The following is a 21609-nucleotide window of genomic DNA, read 5'->3' as shown; positions in this document are numbered from 1 at the left end:
CTAATCAGAGATCTTAGCTCTGCTTCTTCACGAACTTAGATTTCAGCATCATCTGGCCGTGACCATCAACCTTACAGTCGATATCGTGGTCGGCGTCGACGAAACGGTTGATCACCGCCTTGGTACCCACTTTCAGGGTCAGTGAAGTGCCCTTCACCTTAAGATCTTTAATCAGGGTAACCTTGTCACCCTCTTCTAACAAGTTGCCTACCGCATCTTTCAGAATGATCGCATCGGGATCGACAGCCACTTCGTTAGGGTTCCATTCATGAGCACATTCTGGACAGATCAACAATGAGCCATCTTCATAGGCATAAGGTGACTCACATTTTGGGCATGGTGGAATTGTATCGCTCATAACTCTTTCTCTTTCATTAAAAAGGTAAGGATCGGTCTAAGTATCCGGCCTGTCATTTAGAATGACTTGGTGGCTTTCTTCTAAAACCGCTCACAATGATAATAGTATTATAATAAAATTATCATACTCAGGCCAGCTAAGATTCTAGACGCCGAACTTGGCTACACTATGACCTTTAGATTTAGCCTTAAGATTTGACCTTTAGATTTAGCCTTAAGATTTAACCTTAGGATTCTTGGTCGGCTCAGCCTGACCATAGCTCACCCCATGTTGCTCTAAGTAGCCGCGGATCAGCTGTCTGACGACCTGTGAGGGCGTCAAATCCTGAGAGGCGCACAACTGTTCGAATGCCTGTTTCTTACTGGGGTCGAGTAACACGGTAAAGCGTGCCGTCTTATTTTCCATTGCCAACTCCTCGCACTAAAAACATTATCATTTGATTATAATCATTAAGACGCCGCCTGCCTATAGCCTGCCCTAAAGCGTTGAGAAAGAATAACCAAGCTAACAAGTTAGCCTTGTGTACCATGTTAGTTAGTCGGCTATGGGTTGCGTCGGATGCCACGCGTATTTTCACGTTGGCTATTGCGGTTCGGACTATGAGCATTTTTTATCAGGAATGCGCTCTGGAGAGCGATGACTTACCCCCTAAGCCGAGCATAAATAGGACTGGCGCCGAATGACAGGCATAAAAAAGACGCCCTTAGGCGTCTTTCTTATTGAATGTGGCGGTGAGTGAGAGATTCGAACTCTCGATACGTTGCCGTATACACACTTTCCAGGCGTGCTCCTTCAGCCACTCGGACAACTCACCGAATCTTGATGCGCGCTATCCTGAAATATCCTTCAAGGAACTGCATCAACGGAGCGGTACTTTACGCAAATCGCTAAACAGGGTCAAGTTAAAAAACTGTCCACTCAGGCATTTGCGTAATAGATCGCCAATTCGCTGCATATCCGCCCTATTTGAACTTACTCACCAGTTCCGACATGGCGCTTACATCGTTAAGCAGTGACTCGTTGAGCTGGCTGAGACGATCGGACACCTCGTGGGTATTACGATAGATGTCGCTGATCTTCATCGCATTTTGGTTCACTTCTTCGGACACCGCCGATTGCTCATGGGTCGCCGCCGCGATCTGCTCGTTCATGCTGTCGATAACGCTCACCTCGCTAACGATACGAATAAGCTCCTCACCGGCGCGCTTGGACTCGACCACGCTGATCTCCGCCTTGTTGCGACCGCTTTCCATCGCCTTCACGGCGATCTTGGCGCCACGCTCCAGTCGTTCTGTCATGCTGCGAATATCTTCGGTGGAGGTCTGTGCGCGCTGAGCCAGACTGCGCACCTCATCGGCGACCACGGCGAAGCCACGGCCCATCTCGCCGGCGCGGGCAGCCTCGATGGCTGCATTAAGCGCCAACAGGTTGGTTTGCTCTGCGATACCGCTGATCACCCCAAGCACATCGACGATGCCTTTAATGTCTTCATCCAGGTTATTGATGGCCTGAGCCGCATCGGCGATCTCCTGAGCCAGCTCATTGATGGAATCTGCGGTGCGCTCCACCTCCAGGCTGCCCTCCTTCGCCTCCTTGTTAGCCTGGGCAGAGGCTTCAGAGGCCTGCACCGCATTTTGGGCGATCTCTTGTACCGTGGCACTCATCTCTGTCATCGCAGAGGCAACCTGATCCACCTCGCTGTGACCCAGGGCCACATCTTCTCGCATGATGCGGGCGCAGCCTTCCATCTCTTGAGAGGCGGTGAGCAGACCCTGAGTATTGGTCCTCACCATACCGATCACCTTCTCGAAATCGGCCATCATGTGGTTGAAGGCAGAGCCAAGTTGCCCTATCTCATCCTTACCCTTAAGGTCGACCCGCACGCTGAGATCGTAATGTTTCTGCGACTCGGTCACCTTGTGATACAGGTGTCTGAGAGAGGCATGCAGGTAACGTCCGATAAACAGCGATAGCAAGATCACAATGAGGCCTGATACCAACATCAAGACGATAACACTCACCATCAGCGACTTGGCATTGGCTAGCGCGCTGCGAGTATCGGTTAACAGATGATGGGACAATTGACGCTCGAACTGACGCAGGGCGTCGATACGGGCGGTGGATTTGGCAAACCAGTCGGTAGAGCTCTGACCGCTCAAGGCGCCAGCGTCCTGGCTCATCGCCTTGTCACGCAGTGCATTGACCGCCATGAAGGTGGGCGAAGAGGCGACCTGCTGATAATCGGCGTTTACCTTATCGGTCGCCAAGGCTAAGAAGCGCTCCTGATAGGTGTTCTGCTCTGAGACCAGATTGACAAACTTGAGGAACATGCCGGGTTTAAAGGCGCTGTTACCAAAGGTGGAGCTCAGCACGGCGCGCTCGATACCGGCGCGCTCCTTCATCTGCAGATAGGCGGCAAAACTGGCCGACTCCACCGCGATCTGACGGCTAGCCCCCTGTTGACTGGTCTGATCCACAATCGCCAACAGCAGGCCATTGAGCTTGGTGTAATAGGCCACCTCCTCCGGCACAGAGATGCTTAAGCTGTCGACCCTGCTACGTATATCGCCGAGCTGGTTAATCATCTGATTGACCTGGCTCATCTGCTGGGCAAACGCCCTAGGCAGCTCATGACTTGCCGTAAAGGCCTTGAAGTTATTAAGCTGCTCGTCACTCAACTGACGCTGCATTGGCAACTTATCGCCAAAACTCTTGCCTTTTGAGCCGAGAAAGCCAGCGCTCATGCCTCGCTCTTTTTGCAACTCATGTACAAAATCACTGTTCACCACAGCCAGCTCGGAAAGGGTCTCTACCTGACTCAGTCCCTGATGCAGCTGATATTGGCCATAGACCACGAACAGACCGAAGAAAGTTGCCCCCAGAATAGGCGGCACTATCACCAGCAAAAGCTTATTTTTTATATTGAGATCACTGATCCATTGCATATTCATCTTGCGTTATCCCTAACCATCGCGGGTTGATAGAGTGGCCTTGCGTCACTTCATAGACAAGGCGCACTTAAGCCTTGCCCATTACCGTATTAACACTAGCATAAAAATCTGACGTTAAAGTAAAACTCGCCTAAAAACATGCACTAAAGGCACCAATAAAATGACACTATGCACTTTTTAACATGCCTTAAGGAGCCTCACAATGCCCATAAAGTCTAGTATAGCCGGGGCACTGTCGGTCGACAGGCAACAAAAAAGCGCCATAGAGGCGCTTTTAACGTTAGCAAAGTGTGCTGGCAGAAGCCGTTTGACGCCTAGGCGTTACCTTTAACTTGCATGTTCAGCGTCTTGGCAAAATCCAGCATACGATCGAGCGGCAGTAGTGCACGCTCTCTGAGCGACTCATCGACGAATATCTCATGTTGCTCAGAGCCGTCGTTAAGCAATGCCGCCTCGATCGCCTTAAGGCCGTTCATCGCCATCCAAGGACAGTGGGCACAGCTACGACAGGTCGCGCCGTTACCGCCGGTGGGCGCCTCGATTAGGGTCTTATTCGGCGCCGTCTGTTGCATCTTGTAGAATATGCCCTTGTCGGTCGCCACGATAAAGGTGTCATTGTCCAGGGTCTGCGCCGCCTTGATCAGCTGACTGGTGGAGCCAACGGCATCGGCCATCTCCACCACACTCGCCGGTGATTCGGGATGCACCAGCACTGCCGCATTGGGATACTGCTCTTTTAACTGACGCAGCGCCTTGGCCTTAAACTCATCGTGCACGATACACTCGCCCTGCCACATCAGCATGTCAGCGCCAGTCTGCTTGGCGATATAGCTTCCCAGGTGACGGTCCGGTCCCCAGATGATCTTCTTACCTTGGCTATCGAGATGCTCGACGATCTCAAGCGCGATGCTCGAGGTCACCACCCAGTCGGCGCGCGCCTTAACGGCGGCCGAGGTGTTGGCGTATACCACGACAGTATGATCTGGATGGGCATCACAGAAGGCGCTAAAGGTGTCGATAGGACAGCCTACGTCCAGTGAGCAGGTCGCATCCAAGGTTGGCATAAGCACAGTCTTTTCCGGGCTTAAGATCTTAGAGGTCTCGCCCATAAACTTAACCCCGGCCACGATCAGCGTCTTGGCGGGATGCTCACGACCGAAGCGGGCCATCTCTAACGAGTCAGATACACAGCCGCCCGTCTCTTCCGCCAGCGCCTGGATCTCAGGATCGGTATAGTAGTGGGCCACCAAGACAGCCTCTTTCTCCTTCAACAGCTGCTTGATGCGCGCCTTGTAGGCCTGCTTCTCGCTATCGCTTAGGGGAATGGGCTTTGCTGGAAATGGATACTGAATATTTTCGATGCTTGGTGCTACTTGACTCATGCTCAAACCAAAGAGTGGGACTAATTAGCGGCATTATACTTAATCTGACGCCAAAGATTAACTCTGGATAAAAAAAAGAGCGCCAAATGGCGCTCTTATTAGTGAACTGCTACATGCGATTAGTGCATCGCCAGTAACATCTCCTGTGGTGACTCAAGATACTGCTTCCACAGGTTGCAGAAGCGGGCTATTGTGCCTCCGTCTATCACACGGTGATCGCCAGACCAGCTGATCTGCATGATCTTACGGGCCTCGACCTCACCCTTATCGTTGAAGCGCGGCAGGGTCTGCAACTTACCTAGGGCAACGATGGCCACCTCAGGCTTGTTGATGATAGGCGTTGCCACAGTCCCCCCCAAGGCACCGATATTCGAGATGGAGATGCTGCCACCCTTTAGGTCCGCCGGGCTGACACGACCACTGCGGGCATCCTTGGTCAGGCGGGTAATTTCAGCCGCGACCTCAAGAATCGATTTTTGCTGCACATCCTTCACGTTTGGCACCAATAGACCCACCTTAGAGTCTACCGCCATGCCTATGTTGTGTGACGCCAGGAATGTCTGCTCGGTGCAATCGTCGTTCACACGGCTGTTGATGCCAGGGAACTGAGTCAGCGCCAGCGACATCGCCTTCATGAAGAAAGGCATCATGGTCAGCTTAAGATCGTCGCTGGAGTAGCGCGCCTTCATCGATTCACGAAGCGCAACCAGCTCGGTCAGATCCAGCTCTTCACAGTAGGTGAAGTGTGGAATGGTAGAGACAGACTCTGTCATCATCTTGGCCATGACCGCCTTGACGCCGCGAATAGGCTCGACGCGATCGCCTGGTGAAACCGCTACAGGCGCTGCTGTTGGCTCGCTTTGGGTCTGTGCTTTCGCCGCCTTGGCCTTCACCGCTTCGCCGCTACGGAAGCGCTCGACATCTTCCTTATAGACTCGGCCATGTTTACCAGAACCCGGTACCAGGCTGAGATCGATATCATAGCTGCGCGCCAGACGACGCACGGCCGGGCTGGCCAGCGCCTTGCCATTACCTGCTGGGGCGTGCAGTTCAACCTCTTCGTGGTCAACCGCAGCTGGGGCGGAATCTGCTACCGGCGCGGCAACGGCCCCCTCTTCGCTCTCTACCTCGATAGAGAAAAGCGGGGTGTGCACTTGTGCCAGCTGACCCTTACGGTAATGGAGTTTAACCACCTTACCGCTCTTGATGGCCGGGATCTGCACCAGTGCCTTGTCGGTCATCACATCGGCGATAGGTTGGTCTTCGACCACCATGTCGCCTTCGGCAACCAACCACTCCACCAACTCGCACTCGACGATCCCTTCACCGATATCCGGTAACAGGAACTCTTCGACACGTTTGCCGCCAACAACTGGCTGTGAATCAGATTGAACGACAGCTTCTTCAGCTGCCGATTCTGTGGTCGCATCGCCGTCTATCTCACCATCGATTTCCACTGAATACAGCGGCTCGTGAACGATGGCTATGTCACCTTTCTTATAGTGAAGTTTTTTGATGACACCACCGTGAACCGCTGGAATCTGCACCAGCGCCTTGTCTGTCATCACATCAGCAATGGGCTGATCTTCGGTGACGGTATCGCCTTCGGCAACCAACCACTCGACCAGCTCACACTCCACCACGCCCTCGCCAATATCGGGCAAAATAAAATCTTTAATCATGCCTGGGGCTCCTAGTATTTCATCGATGCTTTGATCGCTTCAAAGGTCTTGAGCGCATCAGGCATATATTCTTTCTCATGGATCAGCGGATATGGGGTATCCAGACCACATACACGGCTAATTGGCGATTCCAGATAGAGGAAACACTCCTGCTGAATGGTCGCGGCGATTTCGCCGGCAAAACCACCGGTCAGCGGCGCTTCATGGTTGATCACCAAGCGTCCGGTTTTCTTAACCGATGCCGCAACGGTATCGACATCCCAAGGCGCTAGTGTGCGCAGATCGATAACCTCACAAGAGATCCCCTTCTTGGCTGCCATCTTAGCCGCCTCTTCGACGATCTCCATCTGAGCGCCCCAGGCCAACACGGTAATGTCTGTACCTTCCTGAACCACTTCCGCCTTGCCTAGCTCAATCTCATAGGCTTCATCCGGCACCTCGCCCACGCTGGCGCGGTAGAGACGCTTAGGCTCGAAGAAGACCACAGGGTTCTTGTCACGAATAGAGGCAAGCAGCAGACCCTTAGCCTGATAGGCGTTACGGGGCACGACCACCTTAAGACCCGGTGTCTGAGTGAAATACGCTTCTGGCGATTGCGAGTGATAGTGACCACCGGCGATGCCGCCACCATAAGGGGTACGGTAAGTGATACCGCCCACATTAAACTCGTTACCGCTGCGGTATCTGAACTTGGCTGACTCGTTTACTATCTGATCGAAGGCCGGGAAGATATAGTCGGCAAACTGGATCTCGGCGATGGCCGTCATGCCGTTAGATGCCAGACCGTTGGCAAAACCAGCGATACCCTGCTCTGTCAGCGGGGTGTTGAAACAACGATCGCGACCGAATTTATCCTGCAGGCCAGAGGTGGCGCGGAATACGCCGCCAAAATGGCCAACGTCTTCGCCGAAGATCACCGCCTTGTCGTCGGTTTCCATCGCAATGGTCAAGGCATCGTTGATGGCTTGTAACATATTAATCTTTGCCACGATTTAATCTCTCCCTGCGCTGCGTGGATAGGAATCAGGATATTTCTTGATGTGCTGCTTAAGCTCGGTCAGCTGCTGCTTAAGCCTAGGCGTCGGCTCGTCGAGGACATCTTCGATGATCTCGTCGATATTCGGTGCAGGTAGTTTCTCGGCAACCTTCACTGCGGCCAGCACCTCTTCGCGGTACTTCTCATACAGGGCCGTATCGTCGCTCTCGGCAAGCCAGCCCTTGTTGATCAACCACAGCTTGAAACGCTTAACCGGATCATGCTGCTGCCACTTGGCCTCTTCATCCTTAGAACGGTAGCCAGATGGATCGTCCGAAGAGGAGTGAGCGCCAAGACGATAGGTCATGGCTTCAATCAGCACAGGCTTGTTGTGCTCCAGCGCATAGGCTCTCGCCTGCTGAGTCGCGGCCATTACCGCCAACATGTCGTTACCGTCCACGCGAATGGTATGCATGCCATAGCCCACACCACGACTGGCGATACCGTTACCGGCAAATTGCTCGTTGGTCGGGGTCGAGATGGCGTAACCATTGTTACGACAGAAGAAGATAACAGGAGAGTTCAGCACTGCAGCCATGTTTAGACCGGCGTGGAAATCGCCCTCTGAGGCAGCACCTTCACCGAAGTAGCAGATGGCAACGTTACGTTTGCCCTGCATCTTGAGGCTATAGCCAACACCCGTCGCCTGTGGGATCTGAGTAGCCAACGGTGATGAGATGGTCTGGTAATTGAGCGCCTCACAGCCGTAGTGGATCGGCATCTGACGGCCCTTACCCAGATCTTTCTCGTTACTGAACATCTGGTTCATAAACTGCTCAGTGGTGAAGCCACGATAGCGGATCGCCGCGTGCTCACGGTACTGGGCTAAAATGACATCGTCTTGATCCAAGGCGGCGACACTGCCGACCACGGCGGCTTCTTCACCGGTACAGGTCATGTAGAAGCTGATCCGTCCCTGACGCTGAGCGGCTAACATGCGCTCATCGAGTACTCGTGTGAACACACAAGTATCATAAATTTTGGCAGCCAAATCCTGATCGATCACGGGTAACACAGCATTTTCGAAGGTGGTACCGTCGGCTTGAAGGATCTTCAGGATCGGGATCGATAATGAATCCTTATCGAGAAAACTGACGCGATGGACAGTCTCTGTATTGCTCGTTGCGTTGCTCATACTATTCTCTTATCAGCTGAGTATTCTTGTTATCTGACTGCGAACACCCTAAGTTGTTCACTATTCTCTATTATGACGCGGCCTTAAAGTTACGTTAACGTAAACTACCTAGCAAGCTATCACGGGGCGCGGTTAGCAACTAGCTAGCCTCACCCATGTATCGCTAGCTTTACAAGCCAGAGCCTAAACCACGCGATAATCTTTGGCAGGCACTAAACACAGCACAGTGCGCTGGCCAACCGGCACATTGGCGTTGGGAAACACGATGGACTCAGATTCGGCCTCGACCTTAATCTCAGTCCCGCCATCCTTAGCCAATATATAACCTCTTGGAAACGCCGTAAAATTCTCTACGTCGTCGGCAAAGGTAAAGCTAAAGTCGTCAAATTGCTTATTGATTGAGCGATTAACCTGATACAGATTCACCTGACTCGGGTCAAACTCACCGAGCTCGAGATCGCGGCCGCTTACCAGACGAGTCAGCATCTCCTTGACCGCGATAAAGCGGGTCATATCGTTCTGCCCCATAGGCATCACCTTGCCCAGCTCTATGGTAAAGGCGTGTGCCTGATAACCGTGGGCCGAGAAGTAACTAAAGGTGGTCGTAGGTTCGTGGTGGAACAGCACTGTCTTGATGCCGCAGGCGGCCAGGAACATGATCTGCTCACCGCTATAGGGCTCGCCATGGGGATAAGGGTAGATGGCAAACTTCTCATGCTTAGAGGCGCGAATTGCCGTGTGCAGGTCGTAGTGATAACGACTGCCGCCTTCGGGCGCCGCGTTAAAGAAGCGATCCACATACTGCTCCAGCTTCTTAGCACGTACCCGCTCGGCATTGCTCTCACCCTTGGCATGGGCACCGCTGAAGAGACGATTGAGGTTCTCTTCGACGAAACGTGTGCCATTGAGTATTGCAGGTGGGTTACCGATTAGAAACAGCACCCGATGACGGGCGATCAGCGTCTCAGATAGCAGCACAGTAATAAGCTGATCACACAGCTCGATAGGCGCCGTCTCATTACCGTGCACCGCCGAGGAAAGCACTATGCTCTTAAGCGCATCTTCCTTTCCATCTAGCTCGCCCTCTTGATCAGTTTCATGCTTAGTGAGTGGCTCAAATTGGATGACGCCGGTATCCCATACCGACACCTGTGTGTGTTGCCCCAGGGTAAATTCAAACGCCTCGAGGCCGACAGGATTGTCTAGTGTCAATTGCAAAAAGTCTTTCGACAACATCAGGGTGTCTTGCACTGCAAACTCCTTACTGCATCACCATCACAGCGCCCACCTTGTAGGCCTGAAAGATAGCGACTCCTTGGATTTATTAGCATTATTATCAGTTGGCCAGCATAGTAACACTTAAGCGAGTCGACGACCACGCGGGCCAGTCGATCGCCGCATATTTTCCCTGTTGCATTCGTTAATCAGATAATACAGAATAAAGCCGTCTAGCCATCTAAACGTATAAAATTAACTGGACTAGACGATTCGTTAGATAATTTAGACACTAGATAATTGGTTATCTAGATGAACAAAAGATAGATAAGCGTTAATCGAGAAGAGGTCAACCATGGCATTAGCAACATTTGGCGCAGGCTGTTTCTGGGGCGTAGAGTATTTTTTCAAGCAGATAGACGGCGTTACCTCTGCCACCTGTGGCTATATGGGCGGTGATGACAAGGCGACCACCTATAAAGAGGTTAAGACTGGCACAACCGGGCACGCCGAGGTGGTACAGGTCGAGTTTGACGAGACCAAGGTGAGCTTCGACGATCTGCTGGCCGTGTTCTGGAGTAACCATAATCCCACCATGCTCAATATGCAGGGCGGCGATATCGGCAGTCAGTATCGCAGCGCCATCTTCTTCCACGACAAGACCCAGAAGGAACAGGCCGAAGCTTCAAAGTTGGCCCTCGCCCGCAGCGGTAAATGGGGGCTTAGACCCATAGTGACTGAGATAGTCCCAGTGCTCACCTTCCATAAGGCGGAGGAGTATCATCAGAACTATCTAGAAAAGAACAACTTGCCTAGCTGTCACCTCACCTACTAGCGCTTGGTTATTCCAAGCAGCTCGATGCAAGTTACGCCCACAAAAAAAGCCAGTGAATCACTGGCTTTTTTGATCTGTACTAAGAATTAAGATTCCATGGAGTAACCGACTAAGGTTTATCCAAGAGCCTGTTAGTCTAACGAACTAGTCCAACGAACTAGGCTAACGAACTAGGCCAACTTCGATTAGGCCAAGAGCCGCTCTATCATCTGCTGGGCCTGCTCGAGCACCTGCTCGAGATGCGCCTCGCTGACAAAACTTTCGCCATAGAGCTTAAACAACGCCTCAGTGCCCGATGGGCGTGCGGCGAACCAAGCATTTTCGGTCACTACCTTGATGCCGCCGATAGCCGCGCCATTGCCCGGGGCATGGGTCAGCACCTCGAGGATGGCATCTCCAGCCATGGCTTCACAGCCAATATCGCTGACATTCAGGGGCGCGCTCACCAACTGATTAAACTTAGCCTTACGTTTAGGGTTAACCGGCGAGTCGATACGCTTGTAGAAACTCTCGCCGTGACGCTCAACCATCTCGGCGTAAAGCTTAGCCGGCGTCTTACCCGTTACCGCCAGTATCTCTGCCGCCAGCAGCGCCAGGATGAAACCATCTTTATCGGTACACCAACTGCCGCCGTCACGACGTAGGAAGGCGGCGCCGGCACTCTCTTCACCGCCGAAGGCGAAGCTGCCATCGGCCAGGCCGTCGACGAACCATTTAAAGCCAACCGGCACCTCACAGAGGCTGCGAGACCGCTCTAAGCACACCTTATCTATCATGGCGCTGGAGACCAGTGTCTTGCCTATCTTAAGATCGGCAGACCACTGCGGGCGATGGGACAAGAGATACTCGATAGCCACCGCCAGATAATGGTTTGGGTTCATCAGGCCGCTGCCCGGGCACACAATACCGTGCCTGTCGTAATCGGGGTCGTTACCGACACAGATATCAAAGGCATCCTGATGGGCCAACAGACCCGCCATGGCATAGGGCGATGAGCAGTCCATACGGATCTTGCCATCCTTATCCAGGGGCATAAAACCAAAGGCGGGATCGATGCGATCGTTCACTAGGGTAATATCCAGCCCATAGCGCTCGGCAATCTTGGCCCAATAGTGAATTCCTGAGCCGCCGAGGGGATCGACGCCAATGCGAATGCCGGCCTGCTTAATGGCCTGCATGTTGATCACCTGCTCGAGATCTTCGACATAATCCGCCATCAGATCGCGCTCTTGAATAAGACTGGTCGTAACCGCCACTGAATAGGTCAGGCGCTTAACCCCTTCTAACTGCTTCGCCAGATACTCGTTGGCGCGCAGCTCGACCCAGGCCGTAATACCGCCTTCGGCGGGTCCGCCATGGGGGGGATTATATTTGATGCCACCATCTTGAGGCGGATTGTGAGATGGCGTGATAATAAGGCCATCAGTAAGCCCATAGTTAAGCCCATAGGTAAGCCCTGCCCCCTGCACTCTGTTCGCCGCTATGATGGCATGGGACACCACTGGAGTCGGCGTATATTCATCACCTTTAGCGACAATCACCTGTACGCCATTGGCGGTTAACACCTCGAGGGCGGTGACATAAGCCGCCTGAGACAGCGCGTGGGTGTCGATACCGACGATCATCGGCCCCTTGATACCCGCCTCGATGCGGTGATCCACCACCGCCTGCACAATCGCCAGGATATGTTTTTCGTTGAAACTCTTATTAAAGGCACAGCCTCTGTGACCCGAGGTGCCGAATGTGACCTTCTGCGCATCTTTGGTCACATCCGGAGAGAGCCGATAGTAGTGGCTCATCAGTTTAGGAATATTAACCAAGTCCCTTTGTTGTGCCGGTTTACCGGCTCGCTCGTGTAGCGCCAAAATGTACTCCTAAGTGTCGGGTAGATTGAGCCTCAGTATCTCACTTAAATATGACCGATAATGGATTCAATCTGTTTTTCTTGCACGCCGAACTGACCTAATACTTCGCTTAGGATGGTGCGCTTCTTCGCCGTGTTGTTATTGGTGGTGACCCAGAAGCCACTGTTACCTATCTCTTTCGGGTTGGCCGACTTACTGGCCTTGAGTAGCGATTCTTTAGAGGTCGCAAAATAGAGACGATCGCGCCCCTGGATCTGCAGCACCTGGTCAAACTGATTAGGCGTCGCTTTATAGATAGCCTCTAAGGTAAACAGGAAACGGCCAACGGCGCCTTTTTGCTGGGCCAGAGCCCCTTTGTCGATCAAGGTCTCTGGATCGATACTTGCCGCCTGATGAGTTTGCGCCACCTCTTTATCTAGGCCTGGCTGGCTGATCTGCTTAGGCTGCTCCATGGCAACCGTCTCTACGTCTAGGCCGAGTAATCGTCGCAGGATCTCTGAAGCACTCTCTCCTATGCGCTCTGTCTTGCTGGCAATATGGCGATATAGCTCTTCATCAATCTCAATATATTTCATGACTAGAATCTTCCTTAGACGGTAAAGGTAATTAGGTTATTGTTATCGCGAACGCGATCCGCAGCAACTGATGCCAGATCCGTTCAAGTGTATGCTATCTTTCCCACAGGAATAAAGAGCGATCGCATTAAAAATCCACAACTTGGTTACAAGATCAATAAATTACGCCTCAAGTGCGCAAAAACCCGTCAGAGAATGGCGCGATCGCGCTTAATGCTGTCTTTTAAGCCGTTTTACAGGCACAATTTGGGCAATTATTTTCACGCTTAACTTTCCAAGACCAGCCTTTCCATGACCAGCTTGAATTACACCCAATCGGGACAAGGTAGCCCGGTTATCCTTATCCACGGCCTGTTTGGCAACCTGGATAACCTAAAAACCTTAGGCAATGCACTCGAAGATCATCAGGTGATCCGTATCGACGTGCCAAACCATGGCCTCAGCCCACACTGGCCCAACATGGATTATCCCATGTTGGCCGAGGCCGTAATTGGTTTGATGGATGAGCTTGAGCTGGGATCGGCGCACCTGGTCGGCCACTCTATGGGCGGCAAGATCGCCATGGCGACGGCCCTGCTTTATGGCGATCGCGTCAAGAGTCTGGTGGCGGCAGATATCTCGCCCGTCGCCTATCAGCCCAGGCATCAAACCGTGTTTGCAGGCCTAAGCAACCTAGACCTTAGCACACTGGCTAACCGCGCTGATGCGCAAAAGCAGCTACTCGATGCCGGTATTGATGAAGGTACGGCGCTGTTTCTGCTGAAAAACCTCACCAAGGATGAGCAAGGCTTTGCCTGGAAGATGAACCTGACCGGTCTGAAATCCAGCTACGAGCACCTCATTGGTTGGCCGCTGGCAGATAAAACCTACACTGGCCCTAGCCTCTGCATTCGCGGCGCCGATTCAGACTATGTCACCGCGGCGCACCGTCAGGCTTTCTTGTCTCAGTTCCCTAAGATCCAGGCCAAGTCACTGGCCGGCACAGGTCATTGGTTACACGCACAAAAACCGGCTATTTTCAATCGCATCGTCGCCGAGTTTATCGCAGAAAATGACTGAATCTTGTCTGTAAAGCGTGTAGCAGATATCGCTTAACTATGGTATATTCGCGCCTCTTTTTTTAGCCTGAGGGAACGCAGCATGTTATCTCAGTATATGGAACAGATAGAGGCAGTTGGCTTAAACCTGTTCTTTGCAGCGATATTTTTCTTTATTGGTATGGCAATACATGACGTGCTCAAACAGGGAAATGTCCCTAAATTTGGCCGCTATATTGTTTGGTTAGTATTATTTCTCGGCTGTGCCGGGTTTATAGCTAAGGGCTTGATCCAACTCTCCTGGGAGAGCTCTGGCATAGGTTAAATGAACATTCGATGGCAAAAGAATCTTCAGACAGAACAACGATAGACCTGTTTGCAACGGAGAAACGCCGAGGACGCCCTCGCAGCAATCCCCTTCCCCGGGAGCAACAACTAAAGGTCAATAAGCGAAATCAGATCCAGCGCGACAGAGCCGCAGGATTAAAACGAATAGAGTTAAAGGTGTCACAAGATTTATACGACGCCTTGAATGAAAAGGCTTTGGCCAGTAACATCAGCCGCAGCCAATTAATCGAATCGATACTGCTTAAGCAGGTCAGAAGCTGATCTTAAGTGGTATTGAAACAAACGTCAGTGAACTAGATAAAGGAAAGACAATGGCAACTGTAGGTCTTTTTTTCGGCAGTGATACAGGTAATACCGAAGCCGTCGCCAAGATGATCCAGAAGAAACTGGGTAAGAAGATGGTCGACGTTAAGGATATCGCTAAGAGTACCAAAGAACAGATTGCAGAATATGATCTGCTGCTATTCGGTATCCCGACCTGGTATTACGGTGAAGCCCAATGCGATTGGGACGATTTCTTCCCTGAATTAGAACAGATCGATTTCGACGGTAAACTAGTCGCTATCTTCGGATGTGGCGATCAGGAAGACTACGCCGAGTATTTCCTCGATGCCATGGGCATGGTTAACGAGATCGTTGAGGCGCGCGGCGCCGTGGTTATCGGTCACTGGCCAACCGACGGCTACGACTTCGAAGCCTCTAAAGGCATGGCCGACGATAAGCACTTCGTGGGTCTGGGTATCGACGAAGATCGTCAACCAGAGCTGACCGAAGAGCGTGTCGATGCCTGGGTTAAGCAGATCTACGAAGAGATGTGCCTGGCAGAGCTGGAAGACTAATCTTTCGGCCACATCAGTATAAAAAGCGGCGAATAGCCGCTTTTTTTAGCCCTGACATATTAGCCCTAATATATGAACCCTAATGCAAGACTTCACTCTCGCCTTTGCGAAGCCATAATGGCGAAGGGATAATGGCAAAGGGATAGTAGCGAAGAAATAAGTCGCGTTAAACACTCCCCGAGTAATAGAGAACCCAAATTAGCTAACCCCATGCAGAGTCAAACACACGCCAACCACTGGGATATCTTCTGCGCCGTCGTCGATAACTATGGCGATATCGGCGTCACCTGGCGTCTGGCCAAACAGTTAGCAAAAGAATATGGATTGGCCGTCACCCTATGGGTGGACGACTTAGCCAGCTTTGGTCATATCTTGCCAAAGCTGGACCCTAAATGTGCTAGCCAAAACTTCGAGGGCGTTTGCATCAAACAGTGGGATGCGCCGCTAAGCCAGGAGTATCTGCCGGGAGAGGTACTTATCGAGGCGTTTGCCTGTGAACTGCCCCCCGAGGTGCTCAGCAAGATAGCCGAGCTACATCAAGGCGGCGACAAGGTGCCCGTTTGGCTAAACCTTGAGTATCTGAGCGCCGAAGACTGGGTCGAGGGCTGCCACGGCCTCCCCTCATTGCAGCGCAGTGGCCTAAAGAAGCAATTTTATTTTCCTGGCTTTACCAACAAGACTGGCGGCCTCATCTGCGAAGCGGATCTGCTGGAGCGCCGTCAAACGTGGCAGGAAAACAACGAACGGCTGGCCTTTTTTGAGACCTTAGGACTCAGCGGCATTAAGACTGACGATACCGTCATCAGCCTGTTTAGCTATGAAACCGAAAGTCTCGAGGCGCTGTGCCGCCATTGGCAAGATGGCGACAAGCAAGTGCATTTGTTAGTGCCTATCGGCCGCAGCCTCAATAGCTTGGGAGCCTTCATCGACCAGCAGCAGGCTTTGACACCTGGAAGTCGTTTTCACCACGGCAAGCTGACCATACATCTGCTGCCGATGACAGATCAGCAGGGTTACGATCGCCTGCTATGGAGTTGTGACTTCAACATAGTGCGCGGTGAAGACTCCTTCCTGCGCGCCCAATGGGCCGCGAAACCCTTTATCTGGCATATCTATCCCCAGGAAGAAGACTATCACCTGATAAAATTAGAAGCCTTTATGGCACTTTATTGTCATAATCTGGCCCCAGAAATCGCCAGCGCCTGGAAAAAGCTCAATATCGGCTTTAACCAAGGCGAGCAGGAAAGCCTGCTTTCCCTGTGGCAACGAGTGGATAACGCGTATTTGGCCCTCACGCAACACGCACAAGATTGGCCGAATGAAGCATTAAATGATGCAGATCTTGCAACACGACTAGTTCAATTCGTTAAAAATAGCTAAGATACTGCGTTGAAATAGAAACACCCTAAAATATAGGAAATAGAGAAATGAAAACTGCTCATGAAATCCGTCCAGGTAACGTGATCATGTTAGATGGCAGCCCATGGGTTGTTCAAAAGACTGAAACAACTCGTTCAGGCCGTAACGCGGCTATCGTTAAGATGAAGCTGAAGAACCTACTTCAAGAATCATCTACCGAAACCACCTTTAAGGGTGAAGACAAGATGGAAGATATCATTCTAGACCGTCTTGATTGTACTTATTCTTACTTCGCCGATCCTATGTATGTCTTCATGGATGCCGAATACAACCAGTACGACGTTGAAGCCGACAACCTAGGCGATGCTGCTGCTTACATCGTTGACGGTATGGAAGAACAGTGCCAGGTAACTTTCTACGAAGGTAAGGCTATCTCTGTTGAACTACCAACCACTGTTGTACGTGAAGTGACCTACACCGAGCCTTCAGCTCGTGGCGACACCTCAGGTAAAGTCATGAAGCCTGCCACTATCGCTGGTGGTGCAACCCTGAGCGTTGCAGACTTCGTTAAGACTGGCGACCTGATCGAGATCGACACTCGCACACACGAGTTCAAAAAGCGCGCTTAAACAAGCCGTTAACTCGATAACAAAAGCCAGCGTAATTCGCTGGCTTTTTTGTACCTGAAGCTGACAAAAGTAGTGACAATAACTGCCAACAGCAAACACACTAGAATAAAACTCCAATATTATTTTTAACAAATAACCTATTCAGCATTTTCCTCTAAAAATATTTCCTAAATTGCAGCAAAGCCCCTTTTAAACAATACTTTTTTTCGTTATTGTTCGATAACTTACGAGCTTTGACACAATCAGCTTTTTTCTTTACCGGCTATCACGAGGTTTCGATGCGCCCTATCATTAAATCCAATAAACTCGACACCGTCTGTTACGACATCCGCGGGCCTGTCCATAAGGAAGCCAGACGCCTGGAAGATGAAGGCCATCGCATCCTTAAGCTCAATATTGGTAACCCGGCCCCCTTTGGTTTCGAGGCCCCGGAAGAGATAGTGCGCGACGTGATCCTCAACCTGCCCAGCGCCCAAGGCTACAGCGAGTCCAAGGGGCTGTTCTCGGCGCGCAAGGCGATCGTGCAGCACTACCAGAGCCTGGGGCTGTTTGGCGTCGATATCGAGGATATCTACATAGGCAACGGCGTGTCGGAACTCATCGTGATGGCGATGCAGGGCTTGCTGAACAGTGACGATGAGGTGCTGGTGCCCTCACCCGACTATCCTCTGTGGACGGCGGCGGTGCACCTCTCTGGCGGCAAGGCGCAGCACTATCGCTGCGATGAAGAATCCGATTGGTTTCCCGATCTCGACGACATCAAATCCAAGATTAGCAGCCGTACCCGCGGAATTGTGCTGATCAACCCTAACAACCCCACGGGCGCCGTTTACTCCCGCGAGTTACTGCTGGAGATCATCGAGCTGTGCCGTCAGCACGACATCATCTTGTTTGCCGACGAGATCTACGACAAGATCCTCTACGATGGCGCTGTGCATATTCCGGCAGCGACACTGTCGGACGATATTCTGACCGTCACCTTCAATGGTCTCTCCAAGTCATACCGCGCCGCGGGCTTTCGCGTCGGCTGGATGATGCTCTCGGGTAACCTCAAGGCCGCCAAGAGCTATATCGAAGGCTTGGACATGCTGGCCTCCATGCGACTGTGCTCCAACGTGCCCAATCAGCACGCGATACAGACCGCGCTGGGCGGCTATCAGAGCATCAACGAGCTGGTGGCTCCCGAGGGAAGACTCACGCTGCAGCGCAATACTTGCTATGAGCTACTCAATCAGATCCCAGGGGTCAGCTGTAAGAAACCTAAGGGCGCGCTGTACGCTTTCCCTAAGCTCGACGCCAAGAAGTTTAACCTGAGGGATGATGAGCGATTGGTGCTGGATCTCCTCAAAGAGAAGAAGATCTTACTGGTCCAAGGCACCGCCTTTAACTGGCCAGAGCCGGATCATCTCAGGGTGGTCTTCCTGCCCCACAAGGAAGATCTGCACAAGGCACTGGTGGAGTTCGGTGACTTCCTCACCAGCTACAGCCAATAAGCTTTCTGGCTGTAACTAAACAAAGAAAAGGCGATCTCAGGATCGCTTTTTTTTATTTTTAAGGCTCTGTTTCTATTTACTTGCCCTGTGTTACTGTTAAAGCAACTTAGCAACAGGGATAGCAGTATGAGTCATTTGTTTGCCCACCTGGCCAGGATGAAGTTGATCCAACGCTGGCCGCTCATGTACAACGTCCGGCCGGAAAATGTGCAGGAACACTCGCTTCAGGTCGCCATGGTGGCCCACGCCTTAGCCATCATAGCCAACAAGAAATTCAACAAGCAGCTCAGCCCGGAGCGCGCCGCCACCCTGGCAATATTTCACGACGCCAGCGAGATCCTCACCGGTGACCTGCCGACCCCGGTCAAATATTTCAACAAGGAAATCGAGGCCGAGTACAAGAAGATAGAGGCGATTGCCGAGCGCAGGCTGCTGGAGATGGTGCCCGAAGAGTTTCAAGAAGATTACCGGGACCTTTTACTGAGCGATCAGGCCGACGAGGAGTACAAGCAACTGGTGAAATCTGCCGATACCCTGTGCGCCTACCTCAAATGCCTGGAGGAGCAGACGGCCGGCAACCACGAGTTCAATACCGCCAAGCGACGCCTCACCGAATCCCTCGGCAAAAATCCGGATCCAGCGGTAAAATATTTTATCGATACCTTTATTCCCAGCTTCGAGCTAAATCTCGACGAGATCAATCGCCTGCTTTAGCAGCAATGTCTGGCAACGAGGAAAGCATATGACATCAGCCATCTGGCATGAAAGACGCTTGGGCGAAGAGAAACTCAGGCGCAACGACCACCGCAGCCCCTATCAGCGCGATCGCGCCCGCATTCTACACTCGGCCGCCTTCAGACGTTTACAGGCCAAGACACAGGTGCTGGGTGTCGGCATGAACGACTTCTATCGCACCCGCCTCACCCACTCGCTGGAGGTGTCGCAGATAGGCACAGGGATCTGCGCCCAGCTCAAACAGAAATACCCGGACTTGCATCATCTGCTCGACTCCATGAGCCTGATAGAATCCCTCTGTCTGGCCCACGACATAGGCCATCCTCCCTTTGGTCACGGCGGTGAGGTCGCGCTCAATTATATGATGCGTAGCGACGGCGGCTTCGAGGGCAACGGACAAACCTTCAGGATCCTCACCGCACTCGAGCCCTATACCCAGCACTTTGGCATGAACCTCACCCGGCGCACCTTGCTGGGGATCCTTAAATACCCCGCCAGCTACAATGAACTGTATCAGTCCCAGCCAAGGCCAGAGGTCGACAGCTATCGTCAGCTCAAGCCCAGCCAGTGGCGTCCGGTTAAAGGGATCTTCTTTGAGGACAAGCCAGTGCTCGACTGGGTACTCGAGCCGCTATCGACCCAAGACAGAGAGCGATTCGTCTCGGCAGAGGCAGGGGAAAGAGATCAACACAGACGCACCCGGCATAAGTCGCTCGACTGCTCTATCATGGAGCTGGCGGACGATACCGCCTATGCCATTCACGATCTCGAAGATGCCATCGTCATGGGAATCGTCACCCAGGCCATGTGGCAGCAAGATGTGGCCAGCCTGCTAGCGGGCAGCGACGATGAATGGATTGCCAAGGAGTTCGCCACCATAGGCGATAAGCTGTTTGCGCTGGAAAATCACCTGCGCAAAGACGCCATAGGTACCCTGGTTAACGGTTTCGTCACCGCCATCTTGATCGATGAAAACCCTAATTTTATCGAGCCACTGCTCAGATATAACGCCCGCCTGGAGCCTCCCTTCGCCGAGGCGCTCCATGTGCTTAAGCAGTTTGTCTATAAGCGGGTGATCCGCAAACCCGAGATCCAGATGCTGGAATATAAGGGCCAGCAGATAGTGATGGAGCTGTTCGAGGCCTTCGCCTCTGATCCCGAGCGTCTGTTACCGCTCAATACCCAGGAGCGCTGGCAACAGATGGCCCAGCAAGAAGGCAACTGCAACCGGGTGATCGCCGACTACATCTCGGGAATGACAGATGAGTTTGCCGCACGCCTGCACCAACATCTGTTTAGCGCCAAGGCGGGTTCCCTGATCGATCTGCAGTAAGCCCAACGCAAAGCACCAAGAGACACGAAGGAAATAGGCATATAAAACGCGCACCGGGCGCGTTTTTCTTATTCATAGGCTTTTCCAAAGCCGGTTAGCTGCCTATCAGGCTGGGGAACAAGCCCTTGAAACCGGCCGCCATCACCTCAATACCGATAGAGAGCATCAACAGACCCATGAGACGGGTGATCACGTTAATGCCCGTCTTACCCAGCAGCTTGAAGATCACCGGCGCCATACGAAACAGGGTGAAGCTGGTGAGGCCGAAGATCACCACAGTGATCGACATGCCAATAAGGTCGCTAAAGGTGTTGTGCTGCGCCGCCGATACGATCACCGAACTGATCGCACCAGGCCCGGCCATCAGCGGCAAGGCTAGAGGCACTACGGCAACCGACTCCATGCCCGACGCCTCCCTGTCTTCTTCCTGGTTACGCTTCACCTCGCCCAGCTTACCTTGCAGCATGGACATGGCGATGATGGCGATCAGGGTTCCGCCGGCAATTCTGAACGCCGACAGCGAGATACTAAACATGTTGAGGATATGCTGGCCGGCGATGATGGTCACAAGCAGGATCACCACCACGGCAAAGTTGGCAACCTTACCCGTATGGTTACGCTCCGCTTCTGTCTGGTGACTGGTCAGACTCACAAACACGGGCAGCAAACCTATGGGGTTGATTATCGCTACCAAGCCAAGAAAAAATTTAACATAAAGTGTTAAATCCAATGTCATCTCCTCAAGTGACGCTATAGTCGGTTAAAAAGCAGTATGGTTGAAAAACGCCTACTGTACAGTATT

21 protein-coding genes and 1 tRNA gene are annotated in these 21609 nt (G+C 52.3%); 10 read left to right on the top strand and 12 right to left on the bottom strand.

Annotated elements, in window-relative coordinates:
* Positions 1-13 precede the first annotated feature (13 nt).
* The 9 genes from K0I31_RS09975 to astE all read right to left on the bottom strand — a co-directional run bounded on the left by K0I31_RS09975 (position 14) and on the right by astE (position 9780).
* Positions 14-358, bottom strand: a complete 345-nt coding sequence (locus tag K0I31_RS09975; protein WP_011865729.1) for a zinc ribbon domain-containing protein YjdM — start codon at positions 356-358, stop codon at positions 14-16.
* Positions 359-571: 213 nt separating this feature from the next.
* On the bottom strand, positions 572-763 hold the full coding sequence (locus K0I31_RS09970; protein ID WP_144199243.1) for a ribbon-helix-helix domain-containing protein: 192 nt from the start codon (positions 761-763) through the stop codon (positions 572-574).
* A 321-nt stretch (positions 764-1084) separates the two neighbouring features.
* A tRNA-Ser gene (locus tag K0I31_RS09965) sits at positions 1085-1172 on the bottom strand.
* A gap of 148 nt (positions 1173-1320) precedes the next feature.
* Entirely contained in the window at positions 1321-3309 is a 1989-nt protein-coding gene (locus K0I31_RS09960; protein WP_220080696.1) for a methyl-accepting chemotaxis protein, read from the bottom strand.
* A 314-nt stretch (positions 3310-3623) separates the two neighbouring features.
* Positions 3624-4691 (bottom strand): quinolinate synthase NadA, encoded by a 1068-nt coding sequence (nadA, locus tag K0I31_RS09955; protein WP_220080695.1) that lies wholly within the window; start codon positions 4689-4691, stop codon positions 3624-3626.
* 119 nt (positions 4692-4810) lie between these two features.
* Complete coding sequence (locus K0I31_RS09950) at positions 4811-6373, bottom strand: dihydrolipoyllysine-residue acetyltransferase (protein ID WP_220080694.1); 1563 nt, start codon at positions 6371-6373, stop codon at positions 4811-4813.
* Positions 6374-6384: 11 nt separating this feature from the next.
* The gene (locus K0I31_RS09945; RefSeq protein WP_011865724.1) at positions 6385-7362 is read right to left on the bottom strand and encodes an alpha-ketoacid dehydrogenase subunit beta; all 978 of its coding nucleotides are present in this window, start codon (positions 7360-7362) and stop codon (positions 6385-6387) included.
* A gap of 3 nt (positions 7363-7365) precedes the next feature.
* A complete protein-coding gene (locus tag K0I31_RS09940; RefSeq protein ID WP_220080693.1) occupies positions 7366-8544 on the bottom strand; it encodes a thiamine pyrophosphate-dependent dehydrogenase E1 component subunit alpha in 1179 nt (392 codons plus the stop codon).
* A 183-nt stretch (positions 8545-8727) separates the two neighbouring features.
* Positions 8728-9780 carry a succinylglutamate desuccinylase gene (astE, locus tag K0I31_RS09935; RefSeq protein WP_434086924.1) on the bottom strand — a complete coding sequence of 351 codons (1053 nt, stop codon included), beginning with the start codon at positions 9778-9780 and terminating at the stop codon, positions 8728-8730.
* Positions 9781-10114: 334 nt separating this feature from the next.
* Here astE and msrA point away from each other — a divergent pair, with 334 nt between their 5' ends.
* Entirely contained in the window at positions 10115-10594 is a 480-nt protein-coding gene (gene msrA, locus K0I31_RS09930; RefSeq protein ID WP_011865721.1) for a peptide-methionine (S)-S-oxide reductase MsrA, read from the top strand.
* A gap of 185 nt (positions 10595-10779) precedes the next feature.
* Here the strand turns inward: msrA and pgm are convergent, their stop codons facing one another.
* Complete coding sequence (gene pgm / locus K0I31_RS09925) at positions 10780-12459, bottom strand: phosphoglucomutase (alpha-D-glucose-1,6-bisphosphate-dependent) (RefSeq protein WP_220080691.1); 1680 nt, start codon at positions 12457-12459, stop codon at positions 10780-10782.
* A 44-nt stretch (positions 12460-12503) separates the two neighbouring features.
* A complete protein-coding gene (gene seqA / locus K0I31_RS09920) occupies positions 12504-13034 on the bottom strand; it encodes a replication initiation negative regulator SeqA (RefSeq protein WP_011865719.1) in 531 nt (176 codons plus the stop codon).
* 300 nt (positions 13035-13334) lie between these two features.
* On the opposite strand from seqA, the gene K0I31_RS09915 reads away from it, so the two are divergent.
* The 9 genes from K0I31_RS09915 to K0I31_RS09875 all read left to right on the top strand — a co-directional run bounded on the left by K0I31_RS09915 (position 13335) and on the right by K0I31_RS09875 (position 20807).
* Positions 13335-14093, top strand: coding sequence for an alpha/beta fold hydrolase (locus K0I31_RS09915; RefSeq protein WP_220080819.1), 759 nt, complete (start codon positions 13335-13337; stop codon positions 14091-14093).
* Between the two features lie 81 nt (positions 14094-14174).
* Positions 14175-14396: a DUF2788 domain-containing protein gene (locus K0I31_RS09910; RefSeq protein ID WP_011865717.1), complete on the top strand. Its 222-nt coding sequence runs from the start codon at positions 14175-14177 to the stop codon at positions 14394-14396.
* Positions 14397-14407: 11 nt separating this feature from the next.
* Positions 14408-14680: a LexA regulated protein gene (gene ybfE / locus K0I31_RS09905; protein WP_011865716.1), complete on the top strand. Its 273-nt coding sequence runs from the start codon at positions 14408-14410 to the stop codon at positions 14678-14680.
* 50 nt (positions 14681-14730) lie between these two features.
* Positions 14731-15258 (top strand): flavodoxin FldA, encoded by a 528-nt coding sequence (gene fldA / locus K0I31_RS09900; RefSeq protein ID WP_011865715.1) that lies wholly within the window; start codon positions 14731-14733, stop codon positions 15256-15258.
* Between the two features lie 210 nt (positions 15259-15468).
* Entirely contained in the window at positions 15469-16638 is a 1170-nt protein-coding gene (gene earP, locus K0I31_RS09895; protein WP_220080690.1) for an elongation factor P maturation arginine rhamnosyltransferase EarP, read from the top strand.
* Positions 16639-16685: 47 nt separating this feature from the next.
* Positions 16686-17246: an elongation factor P gene (gene efp, locus K0I31_RS09890; RefSeq protein ID WP_011865713.1), complete on the top strand. Its 561-nt coding sequence runs from the start codon at positions 16686-16688 to the stop codon at positions 17244-17246.
* Between the two features lie 278 nt (positions 17247-17524).
* Positions 17525-18739 carry a pyridoxal phosphate-dependent aminotransferase gene (locus K0I31_RS09885; protein WP_011865712.1) on the top strand — a complete coding sequence of 405 codons (1215 nt, stop codon included), beginning with the start codon at positions 17525-17527 and terminating at the stop codon, positions 18737-18739.
* A gap of 126 nt (positions 18740-18865) precedes the next feature.
* The gene (yfbR, locus tag K0I31_RS09880; RefSeq protein WP_220073828.1) at positions 18866-19453 is read left to right on the top strand and encodes a 5'-deoxynucleotidase; all 588 of its coding nucleotides are present in this window, start codon (positions 18866-18868) and stop codon (positions 19451-19453) included.
* Positions 19454-19481: 28 nt separating this feature from the next.
* On the top strand, positions 19482-20807 hold the full coding sequence (locus K0I31_RS09875) for an anti-phage deoxyguanosine triphosphatase (RefSeq protein ID WP_220080689.1): 1326 nt from the start codon (positions 19482-19484) through the stop codon (positions 20805-20807).
* Positions 20808-20901: 94 nt separating this feature from the next.
* Here the strand turns inward: K0I31_RS09875 and K0I31_RS09870 are convergent, their stop codons facing one another.
* Entirely contained in the window at positions 20902-21537 is a 636-nt protein-coding gene (locus K0I31_RS09870) for a YchE family NAAT transporter (protein WP_041406624.1), read from the bottom strand.
* Positions 21538-21609 lie beyond the last annotated feature (72 nt).

This window comes from Shewanella spartinae (assembly GCF_019457555.1).
Classification (GTDB): domain Bacteria; phylum Pseudomonadota; class Gammaproteobacteria; order Enterobacterales; family Shewanellaceae; genus Shewanella; species Shewanella loihica.
This window is presented reverse-complemented; position numbering and strand designations above follow the sequence as displayed.